Source organism: Synechococcus sp. CB0205 (assembly GCF_000179255.1).
Lineage (GTDB): Bacteria > Cyanobacteriota > Cyanobacteriia > PCC-6307 > Cyanobiaceae > Vulcanococcus.
Genome location: NZ_ADXM01000006.1, coordinates 1 through 1,158, shown reverse-complemented (window position 1 = coordinate 1,158; position 1,158 = coordinate 1). Strand labels below are relative to the sequence as shown.

1 protein-coding gene is annotated in these 1,158 nt (G+C 58.8%); it reads right to left on the bottom strand.

Features of this window, described 5'->3' with window-relative positions:
* Window positions 1-54: 54 nt before the first annotated feature.
* Window positions 55-1,059, bottom strand: coding sequence for a hypothetical protein (locus tag CB0205_RS13990; RefSeq protein ID WP_156797691.1), 1,005 nt, complete (start codon window positions 1,057-1,059; stop codon window positions 55-57).
* Window positions 1,060-1,158 lie beyond the last annotated feature (99 nt).

Below are 1,158 nucleotides of genomic sequence, written 5' to 3'. Positions count from 1 at the left end.
AACCCGGTGTCGAGGGCAGTTTCTTTTGAGGACATCAAGCAAGCCTGTCATTGGTCACGCCCGGGCAACCTCGGCTTTCAGAGCCGCCAGACCAGGCGGCTCCGGAACCGGTGCAAAGGGCGTAATGGAAATCCGGTTCTCCCCACCCCACCTCAAACGCACCTTGTCATTGTCCGGCAAAGTCGCACTCAGAAGGTGAAGCTCCTGTTCCAACTCAGCCTTCACGCCAGCCACAAAGCTCTGCGCGTCACGTGACAGCCCCAGATCGGCGTAGTAGGCGTCACGCCGTTCAGAAAAATCTCCCGGCAGATCATCATCCGGATTGCGGTAGCGGTCAGCGCCCTCAATCCAGATTTCCTTCGCGCGGACACGGTCTCGCAGCTGCGTCAGCACACAGAGCTCGAAGGACACGACGTTAACCCGGCCATGCTCATCTATGACGGCTTGACGCCACTTTCCCGGGATGATCCCAGACGGGATGTCATCTTCTGTAACAACACGGCGACCAGAAGCTGCAAACCTGGCAATCTGGTCCAAGGCTGTCAGTATCGGGTGCCACACCGCGTTGTTCGAGCAAAACCGCAATGCCTTGAGCAGGGGTGGCAGCATACGGCGGTAGTGGCTGGCATACGAGTTGCGCATGGTCTGTTGGATGCGCGCATCCAAGGTGCCCTTGGCGCGATGTTCGTCGATGACTGCCCGGAGTTTGGCCGCTCCGGCGATAGGGAAGATGACATCTTCGATCCGACCCTCAGGATGCTCCAATGCCACTGTAGCTATATCAACAAGCAAACGCTCCTTGCCGTGAACCGCACCTATATCTGCCGCAATGCCTTGAATAACCTTGCGACGAGACCGTGTTCCCAGACGATGGACCACCTCCAGGAGCTGGTCAATGAGCCCATCGATCAGCTGCGATCGACGGTACATCAGGTAGACAGCCAACAGCCCGAGCCGCCGCTCTGGGGCGTGGCGGCGCATTTCCGAGGCGGTTTCACCTTCCACCTGACGCGCAAGGCGCGTTACCCAACCGCGCTCAACACTGGTCAGAAATTCCAACGGAAGCCCAAGCTCCTCGACAAAGGACGCTTTTGCGCGGCCAGTAGCACGCTGTCGAGTGTCGCGGCTCCGACATCATCCTTCAGCCGTTGAAAACCC